The following is a 24,575-nucleotide window of genomic DNA, read 5'->3' as shown; positions in this document are numbered from 1 at the left end:
GCTTCACCATTTTCATGCGGCGCACGGAGGTGCTGTGCGCGCGCTGCGACGCCCACCTGGGGCACGTTTTTCCCGACGGACCGAAGCCGACCGGCCTGCGTTACTGCATGAATTCCGCGGCGCTCAATCTGGCGAAGCGGGATTGACGGCCTGGTAGATCCGTTCCACGTCGGGGTGATAACGTCCCTTTTCCGAATAGACGGCAAGAGGGGGGAGGACGGAGAACTCGGGGGGCTTGCGGCGGCTCGCCGCGAACAACAGGAGGTTGGCGGGCTTGTCCGGATACGGATGCACGAACCGCAGTGTGTCCGGGAAGATCCTCTCGGCCGTCGCGCAGGAGAGCATCTCGCCCAGCCGCTGTGGAAGTCCCAGCATCGCGAACCGCCCCGTCGGGGAGAGATACCTGCCCGCCGATCTGAAGAGCTCGGGCATCGTGCACATCACTTCGTGGCGGGCGATTTCCTTTTGCGGATCCGGATTTCTCCTGCCGTCTCCGACCCTGCGGTATGGGGGATTGGAGATGACAAGGTCGAAAGACCCACCCGACAACCCGGGGAGTTTTTCCCTGAAATCGCCGTGGACTGCGGAGAGGCTCCCCGAAAAACCGTTTTCCTCTATGTTTCCCCTGGCGAATTCGTACAGCTCACGCTGTACCTCCACTCCGACGCCGTACCTTAAGGACCCGCACATCCTCGAAAGCAGCAGAAGTGCCACTCCGCAGCCGGTTCCGAGGTCAAGGACCACTTCTCCGCAGAAGGCCGATGCGAAATCGGCAAGGAGCACCGAGTCGATCGAGAAACGGTAGCCGCTCTGCGGCTGGCGGATGGTGAGCGAGGCGAAGGCCGCCCCGTCGCGGTCCCGATGGGCTTCGGCATTTTGCCGGACGGGCGAAGGCGGGCAGGTCCCCGCCCGCGGGAGCGCCCGCTTCCGCCCCTCAACGCCCTCTTTATGCCTGCGCCGGGACCCGCTCATCACCGCGCGTGGAGAAGATCAGGAGGCCGGTCAGGATCTTCGGGTAGAAGAACGTGGACTTCTGCGGGAGCACGTGGCCTGAGAGCGACACGTTCCGGAATTCTTCGACGGTCACGGAATTGAGGAAAAATCCGGCCTGGATCGCTCCGCTCGACAGGTCCGATACCGCTTTCGCCGGGTCCTTGTAATACTTGACGCAGGTCCCCGCAGTCACCGCATCCGGGGTGACGCCCAGCACTTGCTCCAGCAGGAATCCGTGCAGGAGCACGACGTCCAGGCTGCGGAGTTGCGCCGGGAATTTGGCCAACCGCTCCGCGCAGAAATTCTCGATGTCGGGGAAAGCGACCAGGTGGAATTTCCCCCCCCCCGCGGTCCAGGCGATAGCCTTACCCTTCTTCCCGGCGGCTTCCAGGGCCCGGATCGCGTCCTCCGGCGACCCGTCGCGGGTTTCCATGGGCAGCACGGCGCGCACTTTCGCGGCGAAATCGTTCTCGGAGAAGGAAGGGAGGGAGTGCACCCCGCGATGGGTGGGGAGAATAACGATCCCCTGGTCGTCCATGTTGCACAGGAACATCAGGACGTGCTCGTACGCTGCGTCTTCACGTTTCCCGAATTTTTTCCGCATCTCCTCACGGAACGCCAGGGCGGTCTCGTACCGATGGTGGCCGTCCGCGATGAATACCTTTTTGTCAGCCATTTTCGCCGCCGCGGACTTCTGGACCGCCGGATCCGCCACGGTCCATACCCTGTGCAGGATTCCCAGGTCGTCGGTCGCGGTGAAATCGGGCGCGGCTCCCATCCCCTTCCGCATCGCGGCAAGTACTTCGTCCTTCGGGTCTGAGAAGAGCCCGAAGATCGGGCTCATGTTCGCGTCAGTTACGCGCATGAGGGCCAGCCGGTCTTCCTTCGGCCGGGAAAGCGTCTTCTCGTGAGGCAGCACTTCCCCTTCGCCGAAAGCGGAGAGGCGCAGGGCCCCCAGAAACCCCTTGCGGACGAAGGTTCCCTTCCCGGCGATGGTGAATTCCTGCTCGTAGTAGTAGAAAGCGGGCCGGGAATCCTGCACCAGCGTCCCCTCGGAGAGCCATTGGCTGTAGTGGGCGGCTGCGCGGGTGTACTTGTTCTCCTGCGGGCCGTCCCCTTCCTTCGCAAGACCGAAGTCGACCCGGACGATCTGGCGGGGATGCCGCTGGTGAAGGGCCTTCTGCTCCTCCGGAGATATCACGTCGTAAGGCTGGGAGACTACCCTGGAAAGGTCTCCGACCTTCCCGGGGTCGTAGTGGATTCCTTGAAACGGAGCGACGATCGCCATGGCGTTATCCCTTCTTCAAATATTCGGTGATGCCGCGGAAAGGGATCGCCCCCTCCCGCAGAAGCAAGATATCGTTTCCCTCTACCCGAACCACCGTCGAGCCGGGAGACCGGGAAGCGTCCGCAGCGGGCGAAGGCGCCGGCCCATCCCAGAGGACCCAATCCACCTCTCCGGTGAATTCCAGCACGATCTCCTCGGGTGTATTCCAGTTGCCCGGATTTCCCGCCCGGTTCGCCGACGTTCCGGTTATCGCACCCCCCAGAGCTTTCGCCAGCGCCCTCGGGATCGGGTGGTCCGGCACCCTCAGCCCGACGGTGCCGCTGCCCCCAGTGATCCCTGCCGGCACGTCCGGCCAGGATGGCATCACGATCGTCAGTCCCCCCGGCCAGTATTTTTCCATCAATCGCGACGCAGCCCCTGGGATATGCGACGCCCAAAGGGAGGCCCGGCCGGGGCCGTCGAGAAGGAGAGGTATGGGTTTCCTGTTCTCCCTCCCCTTCAACGCAATGAGCTTCTGCAATCCCTCCCCGGAACGAGGATCCACTCCCAGGCCGTACAGCGTATCCGTGGGATAGATAACCATCCCGCCCGCCAGGAGCGACTCGACGATCCCGGGGGGGAAATATGCGACGTGCGTCCCGTCGAAGCGCGCCAGGCGGGTCATGCCGTCGCCGCGCCGTCCAGTATGACGATGTCTCCCTCAGGCTTCCCGAGAGCGCGGGACACCACGGGGCACTTGCAGCGCAGGAGGAACACCGCGTTCTGCGCCCGCCCCGTTAGCGTCTCGAAATTGGCCTGCCCCTTGGAAAGGATCAGGTCGGAAGAATCGATCCGGTCCCGGAACTCCGGCGTGCAGAGATCCAGGATGGTGCCTACACCCTGGTTGCCGTTGGAGACGATCTCTCCGTACATCGAAAGCCCGATCCTGCGCGCTTCTTCCGCCGTCAGGTCGTCTATGACCGGGCCGCCCTTGGCGCCGATCCAGAGCTTCCTGCCGTCCGCGCCGAGCCGCGCGAGGAGGGGAACGTCGAACGCGGCCTCGCCGGCATTGTCGAGAAGGACGCCTATCCGCTTCGCTCCGCGGATCCTTTCGAGAAGCCCTTGCGGAACCTCGGCGACTCCCGCCGGCCCCGCGAACCCGTCGAATTCCTTTTCGATGCAATCCCGCTCGATGATGCCGGAGTCCATGATGTTCCCGAAAACCGCCACTTTCACCGCCGCCGCCAGCGGGTCGGGAGATGCCGCGACGATCTCCTCGGCGCGTCTCGACGTTTCGGAAAACCGGTCAAGCTCCCTGCGCTTGACCGCGAGGAACGGATCGGGGGTATCCAGCTCTTCGCGAACGATCGCCTGGAGGCGCGTGGCGATCTCGGCGGGAACCCCGTTTGGCGGGAGGTCGGAGAGCATCGCCGAAATCCGCGCAGCGAGCCCGTTCCTCTGCGCCTCCGAAGCTCCATGCGCCCGGGCCGCGAGATCCGCCTGCCGAAGGAAACAGGGGAAGCACTCCGGCGAAATGAAGATCACCCGATCTCCATCGCCGACGCTGCGACGGCCTCCGCCATTTTCCTGCGGCGCTCCTTCAATTTCTTCCTGATCTTCGGGTCCGACAGCGCCAGGATCTGCGCCGCAAGGTACGCGGCGTTCTGCGCACCCGCTTTCCCGACGGCCATGGTTGCGACCGGGACGCCTCCCGGCATCTGCGCGGTGGACAACAGCGAATCGAGCCCCGACAAGGGGGAGCTCGCCAGCGGCACCCCGATGACCGGCAGCACGGTCTCCGCCGCGACGACGCCCGCAAGGTGCGCTGCCGCCCCGGCCCCCGCGATGATCACGGAATATCCGTTCCCCTCCGCGTCCCGCGCCAGCTTCTGGGTGCGGGCGGGGGAACGGTGGGCCGAGGCAACCGTCGAGTCCGAAGGTATCCCGAGCGATTCGAGGATACGCGCGGCCTCTCCCATGGCCTCCGCGTCCGACTTGCTTCCCATGAGGATGAGGATTTTGCCGGACATTAAAGTCCTTTCAAGCCCCGCTTCGCTCCAGCGCCCTCCGCCCGATGTCCCGGCGGAAGTACGCCCCTTCCCAGGATATCTTTTCGGCGGCCCGGTACCCGCGCTCGATCGCGCTGCGGATGTCCTTGTCCACAGCCGTCACGCCCAGCACGCGCCCGCCGTTGCTCACCAGCCGTCCGTCCTTCACCGCGGTGCCGGCGTGGAACACCTGGACGCCGCCCTCATTTTCCGCTTCCTCGATCCCGGAAATGGGGAATCCCTTCTTGTATGGACCCGGGTAGCCTCCCGAGGACATCACGATGCACACGGTCGGGCGCGGGTCGATCCTCATCACCGCGTCCGTGAGCTTCCCCTGGGCGCATTGCATGAGAAGCGGCACCAGGTCGCTCGAAAGCCGCATGAAGAGCGGCTGCGCTTCGGGATCGCCGAACCGCACGTTGAATTCGAGAACCTTCGGCTCCCCGCGCTCGATCATCAGCCCGCCGTACAGGATACCGCGGAACGGGGTCCCCTCCGCACGCATGCCCGCGAGGAGAGGCTCGAAAATCTTCTTCATGGCCTTCTGCTCCACCTCCGGCGTCACCACCGGCGCCGGAGAATACGCCCCCATGCCTCCGGTATTGGGTCCGGAGTCACCGTCCCCGATCCGCTTGTGGTCCTGCGACGTGGGAAGGGGAACGATCTTCTCGCCGTCTGTGAAGACGATGTAGGAAGCCTCTTCGCCTGTAAGGCAATCTTCCACGACGACCCGTTCCCCGGCGTCGCCGAAGATCCTCTTCTCCATGACATCCTTTAGGAACGCTACCGCCTCCTCGTACGTCCCGGCGACCGCCACCCCTTTTCCTGCGGCCAGCCCGTCCGCCTTGATCACGACGGGAAGGCGATGCGTCAGCACGTATGCTTCCGCTTCGTCGTATTCGTCGAAGACCCGGAAATCCGCCGTGGGTATGCCGTACCTGGCCAGGATGTTCTTCGTGAAAACCTTGGAGCCCTCGAGCTGCGCCGCCGCCTTGCTCGGCCCGCACACAAGAAGCCCTTCCTTCGCTAGCGCGTCGGAGAGCCCCGCCACCAGGGGCGCTTCGGGCCCGACCACGGTCAGGTCGATCCGGTTCGCCACGGCGAAGTCCCGCAGCTTCCCCACCTCGTCGACGGTCACAGGCACCAGCTCCGCGTTGCGCGCTATCCCCGGATTTCCAGGCGCCGCGAAAATCTTCTCCACAAGCGGGCTCTGCGCGATCTTCCAGACGAGCGCGTGCTCCCTGCCGCCTCCACCCACGACCAGAACTTTCAGTCCCACGCGATCCCCCCTGGATGAAATGTCCGCAGGTTCCCCACAGCTAATGCCGGAAATGCCTGACGCCGGTGAAGACCATGGCCATGCCGTGCTCGTCGGCGGCCGCGATCACCTCCGCGTCCCGCACCGATCCGCCGGGCTGGATGGCCGCCGTCGCCCCGGCCGCCGCGGCGGCGTCCAGGCCGTCCCGGAACGGGAAGAATGCGTCGGACGCCACCACCGTCCCCTTCGTAGGCCGCTGGGCCTTCATCACCGCGATCTTCGCCGAGTCCACGCGGCTCATCTGCCCCGCCCCCACTCCGACCGTCCGGTCCTTCAAGGCGTAGACGATGGCGTTGGACTTTACGTGCTTGCAGACCTTCCACGCGAACAGCATCGCTTCGAGTTCCTCCGGCGTAGGAGTGCGCTTCGTCGCCACCTTGAGATTCGCGGGATCGAGCACGTGCCGGTCGCGGCCCTGCAGCAAAAGTCCCCCGCTCACCTTCTTCATCTCGAAACCGGCCTGGTTCCCCCACCGGAACTCTCCACCGGTCTCAAGCACACGGAGGTTCGCCTTGGCGGAGAGGATTTTTTTCGCCGTCCTGTCGTAGCCCGGTGCGATGACCGCCTCGAAAAAAGTCGAAGCGATCTCCCGGGCCGTATCCGCCCCCACGGGCCGGTTGAATCCCACAACCCCTCCGTAGGCGGACACCGGGTCGCACTCCCTCGCCTTCTTGAAGGCATCGACCAAACGGCGCTTCGAAAGCCCGACCCCCGAAGGGTTGGTGTGCTTTATGATGGCCGCCGCCGGATCGGAGAACTCCATGGCAAGCTGGAGCGCCGCGTCTATGTCCACGATGTTGTTGTAGGAAAGTTCCTTGCCCTGAAGCTGCCGCGCCCCGCCGAGGGTCGGCTCGTCCGAAAGCTTCAGGTCCGCGTAGAATGCGGCGCTCTGGTGCGGATTTTCGCCGTACCGAAGCGACTGCAGCCTTTTCCATTGAGCGGTGAAGGTCGCCGGGTATTCATCCTGGGCCGATTCCCCGCGTCCCAGGTAATTGGATATGGCGGCGTCGTACGCGGCGGTGAGCGCGAAAGCCTTCCGTCCCAATTCCTCCATGGTCTGCGGATCCAGGTTTCCGTTCCCTTTTTTCAGTTTCGCCAGGATGTCCGCGTAATCGGCCGGGTTGCAGACTACGGCAACGTGCCGGCAGTTCTTCGCCGCCGACCGGAGCATCGACGGGCCTCCGATGTCGATGTTCTCGATCGCCTCGGCGCGCGTGCAACCCTGCTTGCCGATCGTCGCCTCGAACGGGTAGAGGTTGACCACAACCATGTCGAACGGCACGATGCCGTGCGATTCGATCGTCTTCATGTGGGCGGGGTTGTCCCGCAGCGCCAGGATCCCCCCGTGGATCTTCGGGTTGAGCGTCTTGACGCGCCCGTCAAGCATCTCGGGGAAGCCGGTGTACTCCTCGATGAGGCGGACCGGCGCCTTCTTTTCCTTAAGCAGCTTCGCCGTGCCGCCGGAGGCGTACAATTCCACGCCGAGACGCGAAATGCCTTTCGCGAATTCCACTATGCCGGTTTTGTCCGATACGCTCAGAATCGCCCGCAGGATTCTCGCCATGGTGCGCTATCCTCTCGCCATGTCCAAAAATTTTCGGTCGAATGACCGCGCTTACGGCCGGATCGGGACGGCCCCCAGCAAGGTCTTCAGGTCCTCATCCGCGAACTTGATCCCGAAGCCGAGGAAGAAGGTCCTCAGGTTTTTCTCGTCGTTTAGGATGTCGTCCACGCCGCCGGTGATGAAAAGGTTTTTCACGATATCATAGTTGCCGTACGCTTTCAAATGCGGGGGCTGGTCACCCTTCCGGGCGAAGTCGTAGGCGTCGATTCCCACCGAAAGCTTGTCCCTGATGACGTCGAAGTCCGCTCCCACGCCTCCGGTGTTCTCGAGCACGCCCCCGCGCAGCGTCAGCCTCGAAAAACGCTTCGCCACCTGGGCGCTGAGCTTCAGCTTGTTGCTGAAGGTGGTCCGCTGCTCAGTCGTTGTCACCCCGTTGATCGTCGAGGTGGTCTCGTCCGAACTCTCCCTCCCGCGGGGATCGTCGACGACTCCGAGGAGATAATACTTGTCGGCGGACGGCTGAAGCCGCAGGTTCACGTAATGCTTGTACTCGGAAGGCTTGGTCTGGTACTCGAGGCGGTAATCCAGGAACGTCTTGAGGGATTCGGTTTTCCTGACGTACCGGTTGATCCCTTCCAGGGTGTCGTTGAGCGAACCTATGGTGGTGTTGTCGGACACGAGCTTTCCGAGCGTTCCCTCTCCCCGCTCTATCCTCCCCATCACCTTTTCCGCAGAGGCCAGCGTGTTGTCGAGCTTCGTTGAGGCGGTGCTCAAGTTCGCGATGGCCACCTTGATGTTTTCCCGGTTCTCGCCGAAAACCCCGCTCACCTGCTCTCCCATCGCCTCGAGTTTTTTGGCAAGCTGGGGGGTCTCCTCCTTCAGCGTCTGCGAGAACGCCCGCAGGTTGGCGATCGTCGCCCGAACGTCCTCCTTGTTGGCGGATGCCATTTGCGAGAGGTCCGCGGACAAGCGGTCCACGTTGACCAGTATGCGGTTCAGCCGCTCCTCGTTCGCCGTGGAGACGTTCCTCAAGACCGCGCTCGCCTCGCGGACGTTCTTGAGGATTTCCGCGATGGCCTGCTTGCCCTCTTCGGTTCCTATCGTACTGGAAAGGGAATCGGTGAAGCGCTTGACGTCGTCCGCGATGAGGGATAGCTTTCGGACCATCTCGTCCAGGTTCACCGGCTGCTGCGTATTGGCGATCCGGCCGCCGGGAGGCAGCGTCTGGTCCGCCCGCTTCCCGGGCATGATCTCGACGTATTTCTCCCCCAACAGACCCTGGGTCTGGATCGACGCGACGGAATCGACGGGAATGCGGATACCGGAGTCGATGCGAAGGTCCAGCCTCGCGCGGTCGCCCACCAGGCGGATCTCCTCGACCTTTCCGATCGGGACCCCCGCCATCTTCACGTTCGCTTTCGGCTCGAGCCCGCCGGCATTCTCGAAATCCACGCTCAGCTTGTACCCCCGCTCCGCGATCCCTCCCCATTTGCTGACGCGGAACGTGAAGTACGTGAGGATCACCAGGCCAAGGACGACGAAGATCCCCACTTTGGCCTCTCTCGACATTACCGCTCCTCCTGGCCCCCGGTTTCGCCCGACCGGCGGACGAAGCGTATGAACTCTTCGTGTTCGGCCGTGATCGGCCCCTGCGCGCGTCCCTCCACGAACTGGGATACCACGGGATTGGCGCTGTGCCGGATTTCCTCCGGCGTCCCCACCTCGATGATCTTACCTTTATACAGCATCGCGATGTAATCCGCGATCTTGTAGGCCGAGGCCATGTCGTGGGTGATGGATATCGAGGTCACCCCGAGCGATTCCCGCAGCCGTATGATCAGTTCGTTTATGACGTCGGCCATTATGGGGTCGAGTCCCGTGGTCGGCTCGTCGTAAAGCAGGATCTCGGGCTCGGAAGCGATCGCGCGGGCAAGGCCGACGCGCTTTTTCATCCCGCCGGACAGCTCCGCCGGCATGAGACCCTGTATCCTCGAAAGCCCCACCATGGCGAGCTTTTCCTCCACGACGTTCCGGATCTGTCCCTCCGGGTATTTGTGCAGCCGCCGCAGGGAGAAGGCCACGTTGTCTTCCACGTTCATCGAGTCGAAGAGCGCCGCTCCCTGGAAAAGCATGCCGAATTTTTTACGGACCCGGACCAGCTCCCGCTCGTCCATCTTCGTAACGTCTTCGCCGTCGATCCTGATCTCGCCGGCGTCCGCCCGCAAAAGCCCCACGACGCACTTGATGAGGACCGATTTCCCGGTTCCGCTGCCGCCGATGACGACCGTGTTCTTCCCCGGGGGGATCGTCAGATCGAGGCCGTCGAGAACGACCTTCCTGCCGAACCTTTTCGACAGCCCACGGATTTCGATAGCCGGCACCCTCGACTCCTTAGAACATCAACGACGTCATGAAGTAGTCCGAAATGAGCACGACCATGGAAGATGCCACCACCGCCCGCGTAGTTGCCCTGCCGACCCCTTCGGCGCCCCCCTCCGCGATGAACCCGTTGTAGCAGGAGATGAGCGCTATGAGGAATCCGAACACCGCCGCCTTGACCAGCCCCGTGTAGATGTCCCTGAACTCGAGGTACTGGTAAGTCTTGTTGACGTATACGTAAGGGTTCGCCCCCAGCAGGTACACGGCGACGAAGTAGCCGCCGAGAATTCCGACCAGGTCCGCGAAGATGACCAGGACAGGCAGCACCGCCGTGGAGGCGACCACGCGCGGCACCACGAGATACTTGACCGGGTTGGTGGCCAGGGTCACCATCGCATCTATCTGCTCCGTGACCTTCATCGTTCCAAGCTCCGCGGCCATGGCCGCTCCGACGCGGCCGGAGACCATGAGTCCCGCGAACACCGGGCCCAGTTCCCGCGTTATGGAAAGCGCCACCACCGATCCGACGAAGCTCGTCGCCTGGAACCTCTGGAACCCCGACCAGCTCTGGAGAGCCAGCACCATCCCGGTGAAAGTCGCCGTCACGAGGACGACGGGCATCGAGCGTATCCCCACTTCCTCCATCTGCTTGATGATGTTCTTGAACTCCGAAGGTGGCCGGAGCAGCCAGCTCACGCACTGCAGAAAGAGCACGAAGACGTTTCCCAGGTCCTCGACCATGCGGTAGACCCGGGCGCCGAACCCTTCCAGGGCTGCGGCAAAACCGTTTTTCTTCGCCTCGTCAGCCAACGATCCGCCTCGGGATACGGCGTCCAACCTGGGTAAGGATCTCATAGGGAATGGTCCCGGAGATGCGGGCGAGATCGTCCGCGGTCTCCGCGCCCTCCCCCATGACCACGACATCCGTGCCGGGGCGAACGCCGTGGATCCCGGTCACGTCCAGCATCGTGTGATCCATGCACACCCTTCCTGCGACAGGCGCACGCTGCCCCATCACGGCCATCGACGCCTTTCCGGAGAAGGAACGCCGGTACCCGTCGGCGTAACCCAGCGGCACCACCGCGATCGTCCTTCGTTCGGGCCGGCGATAGGTGCGTCCATAGCTCACCGGGTGGTCCGGGGGAATCTCCTTCACCGACACGATCTTGGTCACCAGCCGCATCGGCGGCCGGAGACCGAGCCCGGCTCCCAGGCCTTCCGCGGGAAGGCTGCCGTACATCGCGATCCCGGGCCGGACCATGTCGAACGCATACTCGCGGAAGGAGAGTATTCCGGCGCTGTTCAGGGCGTGCACCGCAACGCCCTGCCCGAAAGCTTCCCGCACCGCCGTGATCCCGCGCGAAAAGATTTCCAGCTGCCCAAGTGTGAACTCGCGGTCCTCCTTCCCCTGCCCGTCCGCGGAGGAAAGGTGCGTCATCCATCCATCGACCCGCAGCTCCTTGCGGGATCGCACGGCATCGATCATCTTCGCACTCTCGCCGGGCAGGAAACCGAGCCGGCCCATGCCGGTATCGACCTTCAGGTGCAGGGAGAACGGCTTCCCCCGCTCCGCGGCGGTGCGCGCCAGATACGGGATCTGCTCCGGATCGAACAGGGCGGCGGAAAGGCCGTTGGCGTGCGCCTCTTCGGCCTGCGGCTCGTCCACTCCTCCCAGCACGACGACGGGGTTCCGGATGCCCGCCTGCCTCAGCTCCACACCCTCTTCCACCGTGGCGACCCCGAACATCCCGGCGCCTTCCTCGGCGAGCGCGCGGGACGCCGCCACGGCGCCGTGGCCGTACGCGTCCGCCTTCACGACGGCGAAAATGCCGGTGGTGGCTGGGAGGAGGGAACGGAGGATCCGGTAATTATGCCGGAGCGCCGAGAGGTTGATTTCAGCCGTCGTCGGCCTTGCCAACAGGAACACCTCGCGCACTGTAAAAACAGGAATGTATTTTAAAAAAGTCTACTCTACCGCCCCACTCCAAGTAAAGGCGGCGGAAGAAACGAGGCGCATCGGTTTGACATCGAACCGGGCCGGAGCGTATCATTTATACCCACAACCGCCTGGGGTGCCATTCGCTGAGAGCCCGGGGAAAGTCCCGGGCAACCCGTCGAACCTGATCCGGGTAATGCCGGCGCAGGGAGCTGGTTTCACGAACCGTGCCTGCCGGGCGCGGTTATTCCTTATTGCAAGATTCAAGGGGGCTTTTCGATGCTTCCGCGGAACGACATCCGGAACTCCGCCGCACTTCCCGTTGCGGCGGATGAAATATCGAGATTGCTCGCAGGAGCGCAACCGCTTCGCCGGAAGGAAGCGTTCGCGCTGCTCTCCTCCCTGTCTCCCCACCGGAGACTTCGCCACCACGAAGCGGCAAGGCTTCTTCTGACCGACGACATACTGGTATGGGAAACGGCCGCGGCGGCCGCCCGTGCGATGCGCGAGGAAGTGTTCGGGCGAAGGATCGTCCTGTTCGCCCCCCTCTACCTTTCAAACGAGTGCGGAAACAGCTGCCTCTACTGCGGCTTCCGGCGGGAAAACCGGGAGACGCGGCGGATCACCCTCTCGCCGCAGGCCGCCGCCGCCGAGGCGCGCTTCCTCGAAAGGAAAGGGTTCCACCGGCTGCTCCTTGTGACCGGCGAACATCCCGTGCGAACGCAGCCGGCCTACATCGCCGAAGTCCTTCGAGCGATCTACAGGGAAACCGGCATGCGCATCCTTCACGTGAACGCCGCACCCATGCACGTGGACGATCTCCGCGCGATCAAGGAAGCAGGCGCGGGAGTTTTCCAGGTATTCCAGGAGACGTATCATCCGGAAACCTATGCAGCCATGCATCCGTCCGGGGCGAAATCGGACTACGCCTGGCGTCTTACCTGCATGGACCGTGCGATCGCGGCCGGGTTCGGCGACGTCGGGATCGGAGCGCTCCTCGGTCTCTACGATTACCGGTTCGAGGTTCTCTCCGTCATCCGGCACGCGGAGCACCTTTTTGAATCGTTCGGGACATTCCCGCATACGATCTCGGTTCCGCGATTCAAGCATGCTTTCGGTTCTCCGCTCACGGGTGCGCCCCGCCCGGTTTCGGACGCCGAGTTCGAGAGGATCGTCATCGTCTATCGCCTGGCTGTTCCTTCGGCAGGGGTCGTCGTGACGACCCGCGAGCCCGCTTCCCTGCGCGAGCGGACGCTTGACATCGGCGCATCACAGATCAGTGCGGGATCGAAAACCGATCCCGGGGGGTACAGCGAGGGCGTCCGGCGTCAAGAAGCGGAGCAGTTCGAGGTGGACGACGTGCGGCCGATGGAGGATATCGTTCGAATGGTGCTCGCGCGCGGATACCTCCCATCCCTTTGCACAAGCTGCTACCGGCGGCAGCGCACCGGAGACACGTTCACGGAAATGGCGGTGGACGGGCACATCCGGGAATTCTGCCTCCCCAACGCGCTGCTTTCGATCGCGGAGTTCGCGCTTTCCACGGAAGACGTCGCGCTGCGGGAAGAATGCCTTGCCGCGGTCCGGGAAGCGAAGATGGAGATGGAAGGATCGGCGCTGCTGTCCGAGTTCGAGCGAAAGCTTGCGATGACGCTTGAAGGCGGAAGGGACCATCATTTTTGAAGTCAGGACGGAAACCGATGGAGATCCTCGTCAATGGGGAATGCCGGAATATCGGTGAAGGCGCCACCGTGCTTTCTCTTCTGCGCGAGTTCTCGCTGCCGGAATCCAGGGTGGCGGTGGAGCGCAACCGCGCCCTCGTAAGAAAAGCCGATTTCGGAAGCACGGAGCTCGCCGAGGGAGACCGGATCGAGATAGTCACATTCGTAGGAGGTGGATAACGATGGATACGCCGCTTTCGATCGCGGGAAAAACGTTCCGGTCACGGCTTCTCGTCGGGACGGGAAAATATCCCGACTACCCGACGATGGTAAGGGCGCTGGAGGCCTCCGGCGCGGATATCGTAACGGTGGCGGTGCGGCGGGTCAACCTGGACCGGAGCATGGAATCGCTGCTCGACCACGTAGACCCGAAACGATACACCCTCCTGCCGAACACGGCAGCCTGCTACACCGCGGACGACGCCATACGCACCTGCCTGCTCGCCCGTGAGGCCGGCATGTCGAACATGGTGAAGCTCGAAGTGATCGGCGACGAGAAGACCCTTTTCCCGGACACCGAAGGGCTTCTCTCGGCGGCGAAGGTCCTCGTGAAGGAAGGGTTCGTCGTCCTGCCATATACGAACGACGATCCCATCATGGCGAAGAAGCTGGAAGACGCGGGCTGCGCGGCCGTAATGCCGCTTGCTGCCCCGATCGGCTCGGGCCTCGGGATCCGCAATCCGTTCAACCTCCGGATCCTCATCGACGCCGTCAAGGTGCCGGTTATCGTCGACGCCGGCGTGGGGACTGCTTCCGACGCCGCCGTGGCGATGGAGCTCGGCAGCGACGGGGTACTGATGAACACCGGGATCGCGGGCGCGAAGGACCCGGTGACCATGGCGGAGGCGATGCGGGAGGCGGTATCCGCAGGGCGCAAGGCGTTTCTCGCGGGCCGGATCCCAAGGAAGCTGTACGCGACGGCCTCGTCGCCCCTGGACGGAACTTTCTTCTGACCGGCGGAGCATCCGTTGAAGGTCGATTTCCGCGTATACCTCATCACGGACCGGAAACTGGCTTCCGGCGGGGATATTGCGGGAACGGTCGAAAAGGCGCTGGAGGGAGGCGTACGCGCCGTTCAATTGCGCGAGAAGGACTTGCCGGGGAAGGAGCTGTTCCGCCTCGCGGAAAAGCTGCGCGCCTCCACGGCGCGGTACGGGGCGAAGCTCCTGGTGAACGACAGGGCCGACGTCGCGAAGTCGGTCGGAGCGGACGGCGTCCACCTGGGAGTATTTTCGATCACACCGCGCGAAGCAAGGAGCCTGCTCGGCAAGGAGTCCCTCATCGGCTGCTCGGCCCATAGTCTTGAGGAACTGCGGGGAGCGGAAGAAGAAGGAGCGGATTTCGCGACATTCGGGCCGGTTTACGCAACGCCCTCGAAGGCGGCGTTCGGCCGCCCGCTGGGCGTCGCGGCGCTTGCGGAGGCATGCGGTAAGGCCCGCATCCCGGTATTCGCGCTGGGAGGAGTGGCCGCGCACAACGCGGCGGAGGTCGCGCGTGCCGGGTGTTTCGGAATCGCGCTTATATCCGGTATCGTCGCGGCGGCGGACCCGCGGGCGGCGGCAAGGGAACTCACGGAGCGCTTCGCCTGAAGGCGGAGACCTGAAGGCAGCGGAAACGGAACGCAGCGGAAAAGGAAGGTGCGCCATGACGTTGCTGCATCGGGCAAGGACGGGGGGGATTCCCGCGGAAATTGCGAAAGCCGCCGCGGAGGAAAGGATCGCGCCGGAAAGGATGAACGAGCTGGTGGCGGCCGGCAGGGCGGTCATCCCGCGGAACCGCAAGCGGCGCGACATCCGGCCCGTGGCCATCGGCGAAGGGCTGCGCGTCAAGATCAACGCGAACGTGGGGACCTCGCGCGACCGGGCCGACATATCCGCCGAGCTTGAAAAAACCCGCGTCGCCGTCGCCGCAGGCGCGGATGCCGTCATGGACCTTTCCACCGGCGGCCCGATCGACGGGATCCGGAAGGCCATCCTCGCCGAATGCCCCGTCCCGGTGGGGACCGTACCGGTCTACCAGGCAGCCGCAGATGCAGCCTCACGCGGGAAATCCTGGGTCGAACTTTCCCCCGAAGATTTCTTCGACGGAATACTGAAGCAGGCGGAGGACGGCGTCGACTTCATGACGGTCCACTGCGGAGTCACGAGGGAGGCGCTGTCGCGCCTTGTCCGCGAGGGGCGACGGCTTGACATCGTCAGCCGCGGGGGATCGCTCCTGGCCGAATGGATGGAATTCAACGGCGCAGAGAACCCGTTCTTCGAGCATTACGACCGGCTGCTGGACATCTGCCGTGAATACGACATCACGATTTCCCTGGGCGACGGCCTCCGTCCCGGATGCCTTGCGGACGCCACCGACCGCGCCCAGGTGCACGAGCTGATCGTTCTGGGGGAACTCACGGAACGCGCATGGAAACGCGACGTTCAGGTTATGATCGAAGGGCCGGGCCACGTGCCGCTGCACCAGATCGCCGCCAACGTGCAACTCCAGAAACGCCTCTGCCACGGCGCCCCCTTCTACGTCCTGGGGCCGCTGGTTACCGACATCGCTCCTGGTTACGACCACATAACTTCCGCAATCGGCGGGGCGATCGCCGCATGGAACGGGGCGGATTTCCTCTGCTACGTCACACCTTCCGAGCACCTGCGCCTCCCCTCGGTGGAGGACGTCCGGACCGGCGTGATCGCATCCCGCATCGCGGCCCATGCCGCGGACATCGCCCGCGGGATTCCCGGTGCCATGGAGAGGGACAACATGATGGCGGATGCCCGCCGCCGGCTGGACTGGAAGGCGCAGATCGAGCTCTCCCTCGACCCGGAAACGGCGAGAGGGATGAGGTCGGGGAGTCTTCCGACGGTCGACGAGGCAGTCTGCACGATGTGCGCGGACCTGTGCGCCATAAAAACGTCGCAAAAAGCCATACGGCGCGCGTAACCCGCGTTGCAGGTTCCACCGGCGTGGCGCGCGCCCTTGCCCAGCGCGGCCTCGAGACAGGAGAAAGCTGCGTCGAAGGGAGGACATTCCTCCCGTATCTGCCCAGCGCGCGGAAACGCGAGACCTTCCTCCGTCTCCTCCATTCCTACGCCTTCCGGCTTTTCCTGCGCGATATCCTGGTTCTGCGGAACCGGTATCTTCCCGAGCGGCTCGGGCCCTTTTTCTCGCCCGAATCAGTGGAGGAAATGGCTTGGGAAGTGGAGCGCCTCGGGTTCATGAAGCGGGGAAGGTCCGGCACGGTCCGCCTTCTCGCGGAATCCGTGACCGACTTCGGCGACACCTTCGAATGGTTCGTGGCCGAAATCCTGCGGCGGGAGTTCCGGGCGGAGCCGCTCTGGGGTGTGACGATTCCAGGCCTCTCCTGCGGCGGGGACTTCGACGTCCTTGCGCTCCTCTCGGGGAAACTGCTTTACGTCGAGACCAAGACGTCTCCGCCCAAGCATATCGAGCTGAAGGAGGTCCGCGCCTTCGTCCGGCGCGTCGGGATGCTCTCGCCCGACTTCGCCATACTTCTCGTGGACACGCACCTCCGCATGAAAGACAAGCTCGTGCCGCTGCTCTCGGAGGCGCTGCGGGAAGAAGGTGTCGAGGACGCGGACATGGACCGGATAGAGAAGGAAACGTTCGGATGGAAAGGAAGGCTCTATCTGACCAACTCGAAGCGGGACATCGCCGGAAACCTCTCCCTGTGCCTGCGCGACTACTTCCTTGACCGCTTCTTCGATTGATCCGCCGGGACGGATTCCGTTCCGCTCCTTCCGCCCTTCTCCGGCGGACGCGCTTCCCCGGGTCCGATCTTCTCGCGGAACGACTCGCGGATCCTTTCGGGAAATGTCTTCTCCAGCCACCCCGCGGCTACCAGCGCGTGGGGAGCCAGCTTCGAGCTTTTCAGAAGCGAAGCGTCCCGCGGCAGCAGGACGACGAGCACGAAGACCAGCAGTACGGATACAAGCGACCCTTTTACCGCGCCCGCCAGGCCCCCCAGGAACCGGTCCGTGCCCGACAGCTTGCTGGCGCGGACCCAGCGTTCCACGAGTAGACCGATCAGCCGGACGGCGATGTAAACGGCCAGGAGCGCGATGAGGTACGCGACGATGCCGGCATGCGGAAAGTCGAGACGTAGAAGCTTCTGCGCCCACCCGTTGTATTTGACGGCAAGAATGTGTCCGAGAACGAGCCCCGTAAGGGAGGCCGCCTGACGGACGAATCCTCGCATCAGGCCGAAGAGCGCGAGGACGACGCACAACGCAACTATGCCGAGGTCGAGCGGATTCATCGGCCCCACTCTACATTAAGACCGAACGGCTTTCCAGCGTGTGGAGGTACGGAAAAAGAGACGGCGGAGTCAGTTGTCCCTGCCCATGGCTTTCGACACGACGCGGGAGAGCTGCTCCAGGCGGTAGGGTTTCTGGATGAACCCCGAAATCCCTTCATCGATGATCTCCTGAACGGCCCCGTCCAGGCTGAAGCCGGTGGAAAGAATTGCCCGCACGCCTGGGTTGATCGCCTTTATCTCCCGGAAGCAGTCGCGCCCGCCCAGGTTCGGCATGATCATGTCGATGATGACGAGATCGATATCGCGCCCGTTTCTCCGGTAGTGTTCCACACCTTCCCTGCCGTCCGTGGCCGTGCTGACCATGTAGCCAAGCGTCTGAAGCATCGCGCTGCACACTTCCCTGACTGTCTCCTGGTCGTCGATCAGCAGGACCCTTCCCCTTCCTGCCTCCACGCTTCCGGATTGTGAAAGAGCTGCAGCTTCGGACTTCCCGGTTCCTTCGGCAAGCGGCAGGAAGATCCGGAAGTGTGTGCCGGCGCCGACCTTGCTCTCCACCTCGACGTGCCCCCCGTGGTTCTTCACGATGCCGAATACCATCGCAAGTCCCAGTCCCGTCCCTTTCCCCTGCTCCTTAGTCGTATAGAACGGGTCGAAAATCTTTTCGAGGTTGCCCGCGGGGATCCCCTTGCCGGTATCGGAAAGGTCTATCCTTGCGTAGTTGCCCTGCGCGAGGCCCGCGTGGCTTCCTGTGCCCGCCTCGTCGAAACGGACGATGTTCGTGGAAAACGTCAGGACCCCGCCTTCCGGCATCGCGTCGCGGGCGTTGACGGCCATGTTCATGAACATCTGCTGCATCTGCGTCGGGTCGCCGAGGATCGTGACGTCGTCCCCGGTGAAGATTTTGAGAATCCTGATGCGCCGATCCATCGTCCGCTCGAGGATGTTCGCGACGTCCTCGATCGTCCGATGGATGTTCACCGGTACGGCCAGGTTCTTCCCCCTTCTCGCGAACCCGAGGAGCTGCGCCGTAAGCTGGGAAGCGCGGTCGGCGGCATCCTGGATCACGTTGGCGGCCTTGAGTACTTCGCTCCCCGGTTTTGCCTTGATCTTGAGCAGGTTGGCGTAGCCGAGTATCCCCGTCAGAAGGTTGTTGAAATCGTGCGCGATGCCTCCTGCAAGGCTGCCGATCGCCTCCATTTTCTGGGACTGCAGCAGTTCCGATTCCAGAAAACGGCTCATCTCCTGGGCCTCGACGCGCTTCGTGATGTCCCGCGCGGAGACGCAGTTGTATTCCCTTCCGCCGAATTCGAGGTAATTGACGGTGACCTCGACCGGAATGATCCGGTCGTCCTTCGTTCTGTGGCGGGACTCGATCGTATAGGACTGCCTTTTTCGCAGATCCTCCCAATGGACCGCCCACTTTTCCTCCGGGAATTCCGGATTTATCTGGTGGATCGTCATGGAAAGCAGCTCGTCCCGCGTGTACCCCAGGACCCTGCATGCCTGATCGTTGACGTAAATAAGGCGCCCGTCGGGGCCCATCCAGTATGCCGCGTCGCCCGCCCGGTCCACGGCGAACTGCATGAGCCGTAGCGCCTCTTCGGACTTCTTGCGGTTCGTGATGTCCAGGAGAAGTCCGTCGACGTAGGCGAATTCCCCGCATTCGTCGTAGACGAGCTGGCGGCGGTCCGCAAGCCACCGGATGTTTCCGTCCCTGTGCCGGATCCTGTACTCGACGCGGAGCACCTTCTCGCCCCTGCCGACGGCTTCCCGGAAGGTTTGCTTGACTCCTTCAAGGTCGTCCGGATGGATGAAGTCGCGCCATCGGACCGTCCTGTTCAGGAAATCTTTTGCCGGATGGCCGGTAAGCCGGACGATATCGGCCCCCGCGAGGGTGAGGGTCCAATCCCGCAATCCCCGATACACCACACCCGGCACATTATCCATCAGGGACAGCAACCTGCTCGACAGCTCCTGCTGCATTTCGAACAGCCGTGTGTGCCGGATCGCGACGGAAATCTGTTTCGCCACCGCTTCCGCCGTGCCTATTTCGTCCTCGGTCCAGGCATGGGGCTCGTCGCTGTCGAGATACAGGATGCCGACCAGGTCTTCGTGGACCCTCAGCGGAACGCCGATGTACGCACCCAGGCGGACACGCTCGGCCGTTTCTTTCCATTCCGCATGGTGCGGCGACTGCCGGATGTCGTCGATGACGAGAGCCGATCCTTTTTCATAGGTTTCCCGCGAATCGGAGGGACGCAGGGACCAGGGAAAGAACGGATCGGAGGAAGGAAACCCCTGAGCGCAATTTTCCACGAGCTTGTCGGGGTTCCCGAAGAGACGGATAACGCAGCGCGGCAGCTCCAGCAATCCGCGGACGTCCTGCGCCGCCGCATCGAGCAGGGCTTCGACACCCGCTTCCCCGAGCGCGGAGGCGCCGATCCGTTTGAGTAGCTCGAGCCTTTGAGACTGGACCTTTTTTTGCGAGAGACGCAGGTCCTCCCGGCTCTGCTCGATGAGTCGGTTCGCCCGCCGGATCATCATGCACAGGAGGACATACAGGATACCTAACCCGGCAAGGAGCGTCCCGATGATAGCAACGACGTTGGGTTCACGAAGCAGGCCGAGAATAAAACATAAGGCGACCGTTACGGCGAACATTACTGCGCCGCACATTCCAGACAACCTGTGTAACGGACGCATGGCACCCCCGCACCGTTTCCGGCCGCTCGATATGTCTTTTCGGCAAGTGATTGAAAAATCCTTAAGGAATAATGGTAAAAATAAGAAGCGGTTGGCTTTCGAAAGTCCTTAGTGTATAAAGGATTTTACGCCGGAGTGGTGGAACTGGCAGACGCGCGGGACTCAAAATCCCGTGACCGCAAGGTCATGAGGGTTCGACCCCCTCCTCCGGCACCATTTATTCGCTCGTCGCATGGTGCATGACCGGAGGGGGGCGAACGCGAGCCCGCCGCCGAACGATTAGTGAGGAAAAGCCCGACCTTGTGGAGGGCGACAGGCGGGCGAGCCGCCGCAGGGGCCGATCGCGTGATCGCGGAGGCTGATCGGTCGACCCCCTCCTCCGGCACCACTCTCCTGATTATTGCTTATGGAGGCGGATCAGCAGTTCCTGGTGGGGAGTCACGCTGGATTCCTCCCCCCGTACCTGCCGGTAGAAGGGGCATGTAAAACAGTTCTCCATCTTTTTCGCGAACGTTCCGCTGACCTCTCCTTTGCATAACGTTCCGGCCACGACCCAACATCCGCGGCCGCCGTTCAATCCGCCATGTATGCCGTTCAGGCGAATCTCCTTCGCCGCGGGACACAAGTGGCCGTTAGATCCTCCAGGACCCCGCCCGCACTGCATCACTTCCCAACAGTTCTTCTTCTCCCCCATTCCCTGCCCCGTCATTCGATCGAAACCTGCGCCGGTCCCCATACCGATATGTATATCGCGCATTTCGGTCGAATTCTTTAATTCGTTGCATAGCCGATACTCTCTTGAACGACGGCTCCAATAAGTCCATAATTTTTTTCATCCGTGTCAGGGGATGCGCCATTTCGGCCGCCAGCCGAAGAAAACAGGAAGGACGGCAATCGATGAAAATCGCGATCCAACCCGCTACGCCCTCGCAGAGGAGGGCAAAACCGGCGGACGAATCGTCGCTGGGATTCGGGAAGATCTTCTCCGACCACATGTTCCTCATGGAATACGGACAGGAACACGGCTGGAGGAATGCCCGCATCGTGCCGTACGGGCCGATAACCCTTGATCCTGCGGCGATGGTGTTCCATTACGGCCAGGAAATTTTCGAGGGGCTCAAGGCATACCGGGGGGCGGGAGGCGGGATCTGCCTTTTTCGACCCTTGATGAATTTCGAGCGGATGAACCGGTCGGCATCGAGGCTCTGCATGCAGGAGGTCCCGCCGGAAGTCCAACTCCAGGCGGTTTCCGAACTGTTGCGCGTGGATCGCGACTGGATTCCCGTTTCCAGAGGAACTTCGCTGTACATCCGTCCCACCATGATCGCGATCGAGCCGGGGCTCGGCGTGCGTCCGTCGGCGGAGTATCTGTATTTCATCATCACGGGACCCGTCGGCAACTACTACGCGCGCGGGTTCGAACCGGTCCGCATCCTGGTCGAGCAGAGCTTCGTCAGGGCTGCGGTCGGCGGGGTGGGTGAAGCAAAGACCGGCGGAAATTACGCCGCAAGCCTCCTCGCCGCCCGGACGGCGAAGGAAAAGGGTTTCGATCAGGTGCTTTGGCTCGACGGCAGCCGGAGGGAATTCGTCGAGGAAGTCGGCACCATGAACATCTTCTTCGTTTTCGGCGACGAGATCGCCACACCTCCCCTTTCGGGGTCGATCCTTCCAGGCGTCACGCGCGATTCCGTCCTTCGCATCGCGAGCGACTGGGGATTCGAAGTGTCGGAGCGTCCGGTTTCCATCGAGGAAGTTCGCAGGGGCGCCGGTAACGGATCGCTGCGCGAGGCCTTCGGTACGGGCACAGCCGCTGTCATATCTCCCGTCGGCGCTTTAAGCTATAAGGAGGAAGAGATCTCCGTCAACGGTGGCCGGATCGGCGAGCTATCCCAAAAGCTCCAGAATGAAATCATGGGAATCCAGTACGGCGAGATTCCGGACCGGTATGGCTGGATAAACAAAGTGGAGTAGGAATTCCAAATGTTTCGAAATAACCACATGCAATGAGTGATTTCACCAACTCACAACGCCAGTAAATTTTCCTGCTAACTTTAACATATCGATTATTAACGTGTTTTCATTTATGTTAAATTTGGCATTCCTATTGCTGTAGAATAAATATGTAGCGGAACCGTTGCGTCTTGACGCAGCGTTTCCCTGCCCTTAGCCGGAGGGTTATACCCCACCCCAAAAATAACCCTCCGGCACCCCCTCCTATCATTATCAAGAACCATCATCGTTCAGTCGGATCCGTGGGGTGCTTCAAACCGAGTTTTCTCAGTATGTCTTCTCTTGTCATTCCCGAAACACGCACGATCTTGTTGCGGCCGGTTCCGCCTGACACTATCTCCACGTACCTGCGCGGGACGTCCAGAATTCTCGAAAGAAAGCGCACAAGCGCTTCATTGGCCCTGTTCTCCACGGGAGGCGCGGTCAAGCGGACTCGAATCGTTCCTTCGGCAAACCCCGCCACTTCTTCCTTCGAAGAGCGGGGAAGCACTCGGACGGAGAGCGTCGTCGAAGCGGCGCCCTGCAGGCTTTCCGCCCCCCCGCGTATTTTCACGTCAGGGGATCCGCAGGGCCAGGTCGAGGAGCGTTTTCACGAGAAAGTGCTGGAGGAAAAGGATGGCCAGGATCGCCACCATAGGCGAGAAGTCTATGCTGCCGGCCATCAGCGGGAACTTACGGCGCAGGAAGGACAAGACAGGCTCCGTGATCGAGTAGAGCGCACGGACGATGGGATTGTACGGATCCGGGTTGACCCAGGAGAGCACGGCCCGTATAACGAGCACCCACATATAGGCCCAAAGCACGTAATCCAGGATCGTGGCCACCGCAACGATCAGGTTCTTCATGACGAACATAGCATTCCCCTCACGTCGAGAGTTCCTTGCAGCGCTGCCAGGCGGCGAACACCGCGTCCATCACCGTCCCGCGGAAGGCCCCCCGCTCCAGCGCAGCGACCCCCGCCGCCGTGGTTCCTCCCGGCGAGGTGACCATGTCCTTAAGTTCCCCCGGATGCTTTCCCGATTCCCGCACCATCCGCGCCGCACCTTCCACGGTGGCGGCCGCGAGCCGCAAGGCCTCTTCCCGTCCCATGCCGCTGCGGACCGCTCCGTCGGCCAGCGCTTCGATGAACAGGAAGGCGTAGGCAGGTCCGGAACCCGACAGCGCGGTCACGACGTCAAGGAGATCCTCCCGCCCGAACTCGGCCACGATGCCGAAGGAAGAAAAGATTTTCCGCGCCCACTCCTTCTGCGCGGCAGTCACTCCGTCTGCGAAGTATAGCCCCGTGCTCCCCATTCCTGCCTGCGCCGGGGTGTTCGGCATCGCTCTGACGATGCGGGCGTTTTCGAGCGTGGAGAGGAACACACCCGTTTTTACCCCGGCCGCGATCGACACGAACAACTTCCCCATCCCGCCGTCCTTCGGCATCTTTCGCAGCACATCCGGAACGACCTGCGGTTTCACGGAGAATACTATCGTCCCGCACTTTCCGACAAGGTCCGCAAGGGAAGCTGAAACGGAAACGCCGTACATTCTGGAAAGCTCCGACATTCGCTTCGGACGCACGTCATGGACAAAGATGCCCCGGGAGGGCAGCAGTTTCGCGCCGACCATTCCCCTGATCATCGCCTCCGCCATGTTCCCGGCGCCGATGAACCCTACCTTTTTCATCGTTCCCTCCGCGAGCGGATCCCGAAGATGGCGGTGCCGATCCGGACCATCGTCGCCCCCTCCTCTATCGCCGCCTCGAAATCGTTCGACATCCCCATCGACAGCTCCATCCTCTCCCCTTCCATTCCGCAGTTGGAAGCATACCGGTCCCGCAGCTCCCTCAGACGAACGAACCGCGGCCTGCTTTCCCCGGGGTCATCCGTCAGCGGCGGTATGGCCATGAGCCCCCTAACATGGATACCCGGCAACCCCGCTGCCGATGCAAGCAGGAACGGCAGCTCGACCGGTGATACGCCCCCTTTGCTCTCTTCACCCCCGAGGTTGACCTCGATGAGCACCGGCATTGTCTTGCCTGCTTCCTCACACCTGCGGGAGATCTCGGACAGCGCCCGGTTCGAATCGACCGTCTGGATCCATCCGAACAGGGAAACCGCTTTCTTGACCTTGTTCCCCTGGAGCTTCCCGATGAAGTGCCACTCCGCCTCGGGGAACACACGGATCTTTTCTTCCGCCTCCTGGACGTAGTTCTCGCCGAAGACAGTAAGGCCCGCTTCGTACGCCTCGGCGATCCGTTCGACCGGCTGGGTTTTCGACACCGCCACCAGCCGCACCGATTCCGGGGAACGCCCGGACCGGGACGCTGCCCGCGCTATCCGCTCCAGGACGGCTTCCACGCGTTCCTTTATCGTCTCTTCCAT

25 protein-coding genes, 1 tRNA gene, 1 pseudogene and 1 riboswitch are annotated in these 24,575 nt (G+C 62.7%); of the genes and pseudogenes, 9 read left to right on the top strand and 18 right to left on the bottom strand.

Going from position 1 to position 24,575, the window contains the following annotated elements; all coding sequences use genetic code 11:
- Window positions 1-5: 5 nt before the first annotated feature.
- Window positions 6-146: pseudogene (locus tag HY896_09455) on the top strand (peptide-methionine (R)-S-oxide reductase).
- On the opposite strand, the gene HY896_09450 reads toward HY896_09455, so the two are convergent.
- From HY896_09450 to alr, 11 genes are all read right to left on the bottom strand, one after another.
- Window positions 124-972 carry a methyltransferase gene (locus HY896_09450; protein ID MBI5576571.1) on the bottom strand — a complete coding sequence of 283 codons (849 nt, stop codon included), beginning with the start codon at window positions 970-972 and terminating at the stop codon, window positions 124-126. The pseudogene HY896_09455 and the gene HY896_09450 sit on opposite strands and share 23 nt — an antisense overlap.
- Window positions 947-2,281, bottom strand: coding sequence for a DUF1015 domain-containing protein (locus HY896_09445; protein ID MBI5576570.1), 1,335 nt, complete (start codon window positions 2,279-2,281; stop codon window positions 947-949). The genes HY896_09450 and HY896_09445 overlap by 26 nt, the downstream gene beginning before the upstream one ends.
- A 4-nt stretch (window positions 2,282-2,285) precedes the next feature.
- Window positions 2,286-2,945: a threonylcarbamoyl-AMP synthase gene (locus HY896_09440; GenBank protein ID MBI5576569.1), complete on the bottom strand. Its 660-nt coding sequence runs from the start codon at window positions 2,943-2,945 to the stop codon at window positions 2,286-2,288.
- Window positions 2,942-3,805 carry a DUF89 family protein gene (locus HY896_09435; GenBank protein ID MBI5576568.1) on the bottom strand — a complete coding sequence of 288 codons (864 nt, stop codon included), beginning with the start codon at window positions 3,803-3,805 and terminating at the stop codon, window positions 2,942-2,944. The genes HY896_09440 and HY896_09435 overlap by 4 nt, the downstream gene beginning before the upstream one ends.
- Window positions 3,802-4,290, bottom strand: coding sequence for a 5-(carboxyamino)imidazole ribonucleotide mutase (gene purE / locus HY896_09430; GenBank protein ID MBI5576567.1), 489 nt, complete (start codon window positions 4,288-4,290; stop codon window positions 3,802-3,804). Before purE ends, HY896_09435 begins: the two co-directional genes overlap by 4 nt.
- 10 nt (window positions 4,291-4,300) lie before the next feature.
- Window positions 4,301-5,581: a phosphoribosylamine--glycine ligase gene (purD, locus tag HY896_09425; GenBank protein ID MBI5576566.1), complete on the bottom strand. Its 1,281-nt coding sequence runs from the start codon at window positions 5,579-5,581 to the stop codon at window positions 4,301-4,303.
- A gap of 46 nt (window positions 5,582-5,627) precedes the next feature.
- Window positions 5,628-7,190 carry a bifunctional phosphoribosylaminoimidazolecarboxamide formyltransferase/IMP cyclohydrolase gene (purH, locus tag HY896_09420; protein ID MBI5576565.1) on the bottom strand — a complete coding sequence of 521 codons (1,563 nt, stop codon included), beginning with the start codon at window positions 7,188-7,190 and terminating at the stop codon, window positions 5,628-5,630.
- Between the two features lie 51 nt (window positions 7,191-7,241).
- Window positions 7,242-8,759: an MCE family protein gene (locus HY896_09415; protein MBI5576564.1), complete on the bottom strand. Its 1,518-nt coding sequence runs from the start codon at window positions 8,757-8,759 to the stop codon at window positions 7,242-7,244.
- The gene (locus HY896_09410) at window positions 8,759-9,571 is read right to left on the bottom strand and encodes an ABC transporter ATP-binding protein (protein ID MBI5576563.1); all 813 of its coding nucleotides are present in this window, start codon (window positions 9,569-9,571) and stop codon (window positions 8,759-8,761) included. The genes HY896_09415 and HY896_09410 overlap by 1 nt, the downstream gene beginning before the upstream one ends.
- Before the next feature lie 10 nt (window positions 9,572-9,581).
- Window positions 9,582-10,310: an ABC transporter permease gene (locus tag HY896_09405; GenBank protein MBI5576562.1), complete on the bottom strand. Its 729-nt coding sequence runs from the start codon at window positions 10,308-10,310 to the stop codon at window positions 9,582-9,584.
- A 61-nt stretch (window positions 10,311-10,371) separates the two neighbouring features.
- Window positions 10,372-11,487: an alanine racemase gene (gene alr, locus HY896_09400; protein ID MBI5576561.1), complete on the bottom strand. Its 1,116-nt coding sequence runs from the start codon at window positions 11,485-11,487 to the stop codon at window positions 10,372-10,374.
- Window positions 11,488-11,627: 140 nt separating this feature from the next.
- Window positions 11,628-11,733, top strand: a riboswitch (TPP riboswitch).
- Window positions 11,734-11,784: 51 nt separating this feature from the next.
- Between alr and hydG the strand changes: the two genes are divergently transcribed.
- The 6 genes from hydG to HY896_09370 are packed head-to-tail and all read left to right on the top strand — an operon-like array spanning window position 11,785 to window position 16,948.
- Complete coding sequence (gene hydG, locus HY896_09395; protein ID MBI5576560.1) at window positions 11,785-13,188, top strand: [FeFe] hydrogenase H-cluster radical SAM maturase HydG; 1,404 nt, start codon at window positions 11,785-11,787, stop codon at window positions 13,186-13,188.
- Window positions 13,189-13,205: 17 nt separating this feature from the next.
- Window positions 13,206-13,406, top strand: a complete 201-nt coding sequence (gene thiS / locus HY896_09390) for a sulfur carrier protein ThiS (GenBank protein MBI5576559.1) — start codon at window positions 13,206-13,208, stop codon at window positions 13,404-13,406.
- Between the two features lie 2 nt (window positions 13,407-13,408).
- A complete protein-coding gene (locus HY896_09385; GenBank protein MBI5576558.1) occupies window positions 13,409-14,179 on the top strand; it encodes a thiazole synthase in 771 nt (256 codons plus the stop codon).
- Between the two features lie 15 nt (window positions 14,180-14,194).
- The gene (thiE, locus tag HY896_09380) at window positions 14,195-14,815 is read left to right on the top strand and encodes a thiamine phosphate synthase (protein ID MBI5576557.1); all 621 of its coding nucleotides are present in this window, start codon (window positions 14,195-14,197) and stop codon (window positions 14,813-14,815) included.
- 55 nt (window positions 14,816-14,870) lie between these two features.
- Entirely contained in the window at window positions 14,871-16,160 is a 1,290-nt protein-coding gene (thiC, locus tag HY896_09375; GenBank protein MBI5576556.1) for a phosphomethylpyrimidine synthase ThiC, read from the top strand.
- Between the two features lie 23 nt (window positions 16,161-16,183).
- Window positions 16,184-16,948, top strand: a complete 765-nt coding sequence (locus HY896_09370) for a hypothetical protein (protein ID MBI5576555.1) — start codon at window positions 16,184-16,186, stop codon at window positions 16,946-16,948.
- Here the strand turns inward: HY896_09370 and HY896_09365 are convergent.
- Entirely contained in the window at window positions 16,921-17,496 is a 576-nt protein-coding gene (locus HY896_09365) for a CvpA family protein (GenBank protein ID MBI5576554.1), read from the bottom strand. The two genes, HY896_09370 and HY896_09365, sit on opposite strands and share 28 nt — an antisense overlap.
- Window positions 17,497-17,565: 69 nt before the next feature.
- Window positions 17,566-20,172, bottom strand: coding sequence for a PAS domain S-box protein (locus HY896_09360; protein MBI5576553.1), 2,607 nt, complete (start codon window positions 20,170-20,172; stop codon window positions 17,566-17,568).
- A 156-nt stretch (window positions 20,173-20,328) separates the two neighbouring features.
- Between HY896_09360 and HY896_09355 the strand changes: the two genes are divergently transcribed.
- Window positions 20,329-20,415, top strand: a tRNA-Leu gene (locus HY896_09355).
- 181 nt (window positions 20,416-20,596) lie between these two features.
- On the opposite strand, the gene HY896_09350 is transcribed toward HY896_09355, so the two are convergent.
- Complete coding sequence (locus tag HY896_09350) at window positions 20,597-20,956, bottom strand: hypothetical protein (protein ID MBI5576552.1); 360 nt, start codon at window positions 20,954-20,956, stop codon at window positions 20,597-20,599.
- A 140-nt stretch (window positions 20,957-21,096) separates the two neighbouring features.
- Between HY896_09350 and HY896_09345 the strand changes: the two genes are divergently transcribed.
- Window positions 21,097-22,170: a branched-chain amino acid aminotransferase gene (locus tag HY896_09345; protein ID MBI5576551.1), complete on the top strand. Its 1,074-nt coding sequence runs from the start codon at window positions 21,097-21,099 to the stop codon at window positions 22,168-22,170.
- Window positions 22,171-22,432: 262 nt separating this feature from the next.
- Here the strand turns inward: HY896_09345 and HY896_09340 are convergent, their stop codons facing one another.
- From HY896_09340 to HY896_09325, 4 genes are read right to left on the bottom strand one after another with little or no spacing between them, the layout of a single operon-like run.
- Window positions 22,433-22,735 carry a DUF167 domain-containing protein gene (locus HY896_09340; protein ID MBI5576550.1) on the bottom strand — a complete coding sequence of 101 codons (303 nt, stop codon included), beginning with the start codon at window positions 22,733-22,735 and terminating at the stop codon, window positions 22,433-22,435.
- 28 nt (window positions 22,736-22,763) lie between these two features.
- Window positions 22,764-23,063 (bottom strand): YggT family protein, encoded by a 300-nt coding sequence (locus tag HY896_09335; protein MBI5576549.1) that lies wholly within the window; start codon window positions 23,061-23,063, stop codon window positions 22,764-22,766.
- A gap of 10 nt (window positions 23,064-23,073) precedes the next feature.
- On the bottom strand, window positions 23,074-23,877 hold the full coding sequence (proC, locus tag HY896_09330; protein ID MBI5576548.1) for a pyrroline-5-carboxylate reductase: 804 nt from the start codon (window positions 23,875-23,877) through the stop codon (window positions 23,074-23,076).
- Window positions 23,874-24,575, bottom strand: coding sequence for a YggS family pyridoxal phosphate-dependent enzyme (locus HY896_09325; protein ID MBI5576547.1), 702 nt, complete (start codon window positions 24,573-24,575; stop codon window positions 23,874-23,876). Before HY896_09325 ends, proC begins: the two co-directional genes overlap by 4 nt.

The sequence above is a fragment of the Deltaproteobacteria bacterium genome, from assembly GCA_016218975.1.
Lineage (GTDB): Bacteria > Desulfobacterota > Deferrimicrobia > Deferrimicrobiales > Deferrimicrobiaceae > JAENIX01.
Note: the sequence above shows the minus strand (reverse complement) of the source record. Positions and strands in the feature narration are given on the sequence as shown.

What these genes read in the sequence shown, in the direction of transcription:
- HY896_09450 (MBI5576571.1), bottom strand. Translation starts at nt 972, where the DNA reads ATGAGCGGGTCCCGGCGCAGGCATAAAGAGGGCGTTGAGGGGCGGAAG.
- HY896_09445 (MBI5576570.1), bottom strand. Translation starts at nt 2,281, where the DNA reads ATGGCGATCGTCGCTCCGTTTCAAGGAATCCACTACGACCCCGGGAAG.
- HY896_09440 (MBI5576569.1), bottom strand. Translation starts at nt 2,945, where the DNA reads ATGACCCGCCTGGCGCGCTTCGACGGGACGCACGTCGCATATTTCCCC.
- purE (MBI5576567.1), bottom strand. Translation starts at nt 4,290, where the DNA reads ATGTCCGGCAAAATCCTCATCCTCATGGGAAGCAAGTCGGACGCGGAG.
- purH (MBI5576565.1), bottom strand. Translation starts at nt 7,190, where the DNA reads ATGGCGAGAATCCTGCGGGCGATTCTGAGCGTATCGGACAAAACCGGC.
- HY896_09415 (MBI5576564.1), bottom strand. Translation starts at nt 8,759, where the DNA reads ATGTCGAGAGAGGCCAAAGTGGGGATCTTCGTCGTCCTTGGCCTGGTG.
- HY896_09405 (MBI5576562.1), bottom strand. Translation starts at nt 10,310, where the DNA reads ATGGTCGAGGACCTGGGAAACGTCTTCGTGCTCTTTCTGCAGTGCGTG.
- hydG (MBI5576560.1), top strand. Translation starts at nt 11,785, where the DNA reads ATGCTTCCGCGGAACGACATCCGGAACTCCGCCGCACTTCCCGTTGCG.
- thiS (MBI5576559.1), top strand. Translation starts at nt 13,206, where the DNA reads ATGGAGATCCTCGTCAATGGGGAATGCCGGAATATCGGTGAAGGCGCC.
- HY896_09385 (MBI5576558.1), top strand. Translation starts at nt 13,409, where the DNA reads ATGGATACGCCGCTTTCGATCGCGGGAAAAACGTTCCGGTCACGGCTT.
- thiC (MBI5576556.1), top strand. Translation starts at nt 14,871, where the DNA reads ATGACGTTGCTGCATCGGGCAAGGACGGGGGGGATTCCCGCGGAAATT.
- HY896_09365 (MBI5576554.1), bottom strand. Translation starts at nt 17,496, where the DNA reads ATGAATCCGCTCGACCTCGGCATAGTTGCGTTGTGCGTCGTCCTCGCG.
- HY896_09360 (MBI5576553.1), bottom strand. Translation starts at nt 20,172, where the DNA reads ATGTGCGGCGCAGTAATGTTCGCCGTAACGGTCGCCTTATGTTTTATT.
- HY896_09350 (MBI5576552.1), bottom strand. Translation starts at nt 20,956, where the DNA reads ATGCGCGATATACATATCGGTATGGGGACCGGCGCAGGTTTCGATCGA.
- HY896_09345 (MBI5576551.1), top strand. Translation starts at nt 21,097, where the DNA reads ATGAAAATCGCGATCCAACCCGCTACGCCCTCGCAGAGGAGGGCAAAA.
- HY896_09335 (MBI5576549.1), bottom strand. Translation starts at nt 23,063, where the DNA reads ATGTTCGTCATGAAGAACCTGATCGTTGCGGTGGCCACGATCCTGGAT.
- proC (MBI5576548.1), bottom strand. Translation starts at nt 23,877, where the DNA reads ATGAAAAAGGTAGGGTTCATCGGCGCCGGGAACATGGCGGAGGCGATG.
- HY896_09325 (MBI5576547.1), bottom strand. Translation starts at nt 24,575, where the DNA reads ATGGAAGAGACGATAAAGGAACGCGTGGAAGCCGTCCTGGAGCGGATA.